Below are 3,469 nucleotides of genomic sequence, written 5' to 3'. Positions count from 1 at the left end.
GCCGATGGCGATGATCGGCAGGTCGGCCGAGGTCAGCACGTTGCGGTTCTTGAACAGGTCGAAGGCGAAGGCGCCGACCATGGTCGGGATGGCGAGAAAGAAGGAGAATTCCGCCGCCGCGCGCTTGTCGACGCCGAGCAGCAGCGCGCCGACGATGGTCGAGCCGGAGCGCGAGGTGCCGGGGATCAGCGACAGGCACTGGAACAGGCCGATCTGCAGATAGAGCCGCGTCGGGAAGCGCTCGACGTCGCGATAGACGGGCTTGAGGTTCATCCGATCGACCAGAAGCAGGACGACGCCGCCGATGATCAGCATGATGCAGATCAGCCGCGGCGATTCGAACAGGATGGTCTTGATGAAGTCATGCGCCAGCGCGCCGATGATGGCCGCCGGCAGGAAGGCGATGAGGATGCCGATGACGAAATGCCTGGTCAGCCGGTCGTGCGGCAGTTCGAGCAGCATCTGCCACAGGCGTTTGAAATAGACGCTGAGGATGGCGAGGATGGCGCCGAGCTGGATCAGGATCTCGAAGGCCTTGCCGGTCGAATGGAAGCCGAGGAAATGGCCGGCGAGCAGGATGTGGCCGGTCGAAGACACCGGAATGAACTCGGTCAGGCCCTCCAGCAGGCCGAGCAGCAGCGCTTCGACGATGGTCTGGCTATCCATGGCAACCTCGGGATTGGGACTCAAAGAAGGGCTTGCTTGTCATGGCGCGGAAGTCCCCCTATAGGTCGCAGCACCCTGACGGTCCGCTTTGCGGGCGGCCAAGACTTACCGGCGCGGCCGGCGATTCGCCAGTGCGCCTTATTATCGCGGGACCATGCTGACGCTCTTCCACCACCCGATGTTCGCCTCCTGCCGGTTCGTGCGCCTCGCCTTCGGCGAATATGGCGAGGAGCTGGCGCTGATCGAGGAAAAGCCGTGGACGCGGCGCAAGGAGTTTTTGGCGCTGAACCCGGCCGGAACCTTGCCGATCCTGCTTGCCGAGGGCGACGTGCCGATCGTCGGCGCGATGGTGATCGCCGAGTATCTCGACGAGACGCGCGGCGTGCTGAAGCGCGACAAGCGGCTGTTCGCCGAGGACCCGATGGAGCGCGCCGAGATCCGCCGGCTGACCGACTGGTACCTGAACAAGGCCGAGAGCGAGGTGACCCGCCACCTGGTGCGCGAGCGCGTGCTGAAGCCGATCATGCCGGAGACGGCCGGCGGCGGCTCGCCCGATTCGGCGGCGATCCGCGCCGCCCGCGCCAACATCCGCCAGCACATGAAGTACACCAACTGGCTGGCCGGCACCCGCCACTGGCTGGCCGGCAGCAGGGTGACCTATGCCGACCTCGCGGCGGCGGCCGCACTTTCGGTGCTCGACTATCTGGGGGAGATCGACTGGCGCGAGCACACCGCGGCGCGGGAATGGTATACAAGGGTGAAGTCACGGCCCTCGTTCCGGCCACTTCTGTCCGACCGGGTGCGCGGCCTGTCGCCGGTGTCGCATTATGCGGACCTCGATTTCTAAGACCGAAAACCTGCGCGCGCTGATCGACGGCGAGGCCAGGCGCGCCGGTTTCGACGCCGTCGCCGTCACCAGGCCCGATGCCATCCCGCTGGCGCCGGCCAGGCTCGCCGAATTCGTCGCCGACGGTTTTCATGGCTCGATGGGCTGGATCGCCGAGACGATCGAACGCCGGGCCGAACCATCGATGCTGTGGCCCGAAGTGCGCTCGATCGTCGTGCTGGCCATGAATTACGGGCCGGACCACGATCCGCGCAAGCTGCAGGCAAGGCGCGACCGCGGCGCAATCTCGGTCTATGCGCAGAACCGCGACTATCACGATATTATGAAGGGCCGGCTGAAGGAGATCGCCGGCAAGATCGTGGCAAAGGCCGGCGGCGACGTGAAAGTGTTCGTCGACACCGCGCCGGTGATGGAAAAGCCGCTCGCCGAGGCCGCCGGCCTCGGCTGGCAAGGCAAGCACACCAATCTGGTCAGCCGGCAACACGGCTCGTGGCTGTTCCTCGGCACCATCTTCACCACGGCGGAGTTGGAGCCCGACACGGCGGAGCAGGACCATTGCGGCTCTTGCCGCGCCTGCCTAGACGCCTGTCCGACCGACGCTTTTCCGGCGCCCTACCGGCTCGACGCGCGGCGCTGCATCTCCTACCTCACCATCGAGAGCAAGGGGCCGATCCCGCGCGAATTCCGCGACAAGATCGGCAACCGCATCTATGGCTGCGACGATTGTCTCGCCGCCTGCCCGTGGAACAAGTTCGCCCGCACCGCCTCGGAGGCGAAGCTTGCCGCGCGCGCGGATTTGCGCGAGCCGCCGCTGGCGGAGCTGCTCAGCTTCGGCGACGCGGCCTTCCGCAGCTTTTTCTCGGGTTCGCCGATCAAGCGCATCGGTCGCGACCGTTTCATCCGTAATGTGCTGATCGCCGCCGGCAATTCGGGCGATGCCGCGCTGGCGGGGGCAGTCCGTGCCTTGCTGGGCGACGCCTCGCCGCTGGTGCGAGGTGCGGCCGTCTGGGCGCTGTCCAGGCTTCTACCCGACACCGAGTTCGCCGAGCGCGCCGCCACCGCCCTGGCAACCGAAGATGACATGACGGTGCGCGACGAATGGCTGTCGGCGCAGCCAGCAAAGGTCCATGCATGAGTGAAAAGCAGTTCTTCGTCTTTGGCGCCGGCTATTCCGGCAAGGCCTTCGCCCGCGCCAGCCGGGATGGGGTGACAATCCGCGGCACGACGCGCTCGCCGGAGAAGTTCGCGGTGCTCGGCCAGGCCGGCATCGCGCCGCTGCGCTTCGACGGCGCGCTGACGGCCGAGATCGGCGAGGCCTTGAAAACGACCACCCATTTGATCGTCTCGGTGGCGCCGGAAGAGGCCGGCGATCCGGTGCTCGGCGCCGCGCGCGAGGCGATCGCAGCGATGCCGGCCCTGGAATGGATCGCCTATCTCTCCACCGTCGGCGTCTATGGCGACCATGGCGGCGGCTGGGTGGACGAGAGGGCCGAGTGCCGACCGGTGTCGAAGCGCTCGGTGATGCGGGTGGCCGCCGAACAGGAGTGGCTGAAGCTCGGCCAGGAGATCGGCCGGCCGGTGGCGATCCTGCGCCTCTCCGGCATCTACGGTCCGGGCCGCAACGCGCTGGTCAACCTGGCCGACGGCACCGCCAGACGGCTGGTCAAGCCCGGCCAGGTGTTCAACCGCATCCATTGCGACGACATCGCCGGCGCGCTCTGGCATTTGGCCGGGAAAAATAGCGGCGGCATCTTCAACGTCACCGACGACGAGCCGGCGCCGCCGCAGGATGTCGTCGCCTATGCCGCCGGCCTGATGGGCGTCGAGCCGCCGCCGGAAATCGCCTTCGAGACGGCGCAGCTTTCGCCGATGGCGCGCTCCTGCTACGGCGAGAACAAGCGCGTCTCCAACGCCGCGATCAAGGCGGCCGGCTATCGCTTTGCCTTCCCCGACTAC

General features: G+C 67.1%; 4 protein-coding genes. 3 read left to right on the top strand and 1 reads right to left on the bottom strand.

Features of this window, described 5'->3' with window-relative positions:
- Positions 1-666, bottom strand: a 666-nt coding sequence (locus tag EN780_RS30070; protein ID WP_128276103.1) for an undecaprenyl-diphosphate phosphatase, incomplete at its 3' end; no start/stop codon positions are given.
- 154 nt (positions 667-820) lie between these two features.
- Between EN780_RS30070 and EN780_RS30065 the strand changes: the two genes are divergently transcribed.
- From EN780_RS30065 to EN780_RS30055, 3 genes are all read left to right on the top strand, one after another.
- Positions 821-1,513: a glutathione S-transferase family protein gene (locus tag EN780_RS30065; RefSeq protein WP_127310994.1), complete on the top strand. Its 693-nt coding sequence runs from the start codon at positions 821-823 to the stop codon at positions 1,511-1,513.
- Positions 1,494-2,648, top strand: coding sequence for a tRNA epoxyqueuosine(34) reductase QueG (gene queG, locus EN780_RS30060; protein ID WP_127390982.1), 1,155 nt, complete (start codon positions 1,494-1,496; stop codon positions 2,646-2,648). The genes EN780_RS30065 and queG overlap by 20 nt, the downstream gene beginning before the upstream one ends.
- Positions 2,645-3,469 (top strand): SDR family oxidoreductase (locus tag EN780_RS30055; protein WP_133372771.1); only part of this gene is annotated, 825 nt, incomplete at its 3' end. The genes queG and EN780_RS30055, both read left to right, overlap by 4 nt.

This window comes from Mesorhizobium sp. M4B.F.Ca.ET.089.01.1.1 (assembly GCF_004022605.1).
GTDB classification, from domain to species: Bacteria; Pseudomonadota; Alphaproteobacteria; order Rhizobiales; family Rhizobiaceae; genus Mesorhizobium; species Mesorhizobium abyssinicae.
This window is presented reverse-complemented; position numbering and strand designations above follow the sequence as displayed.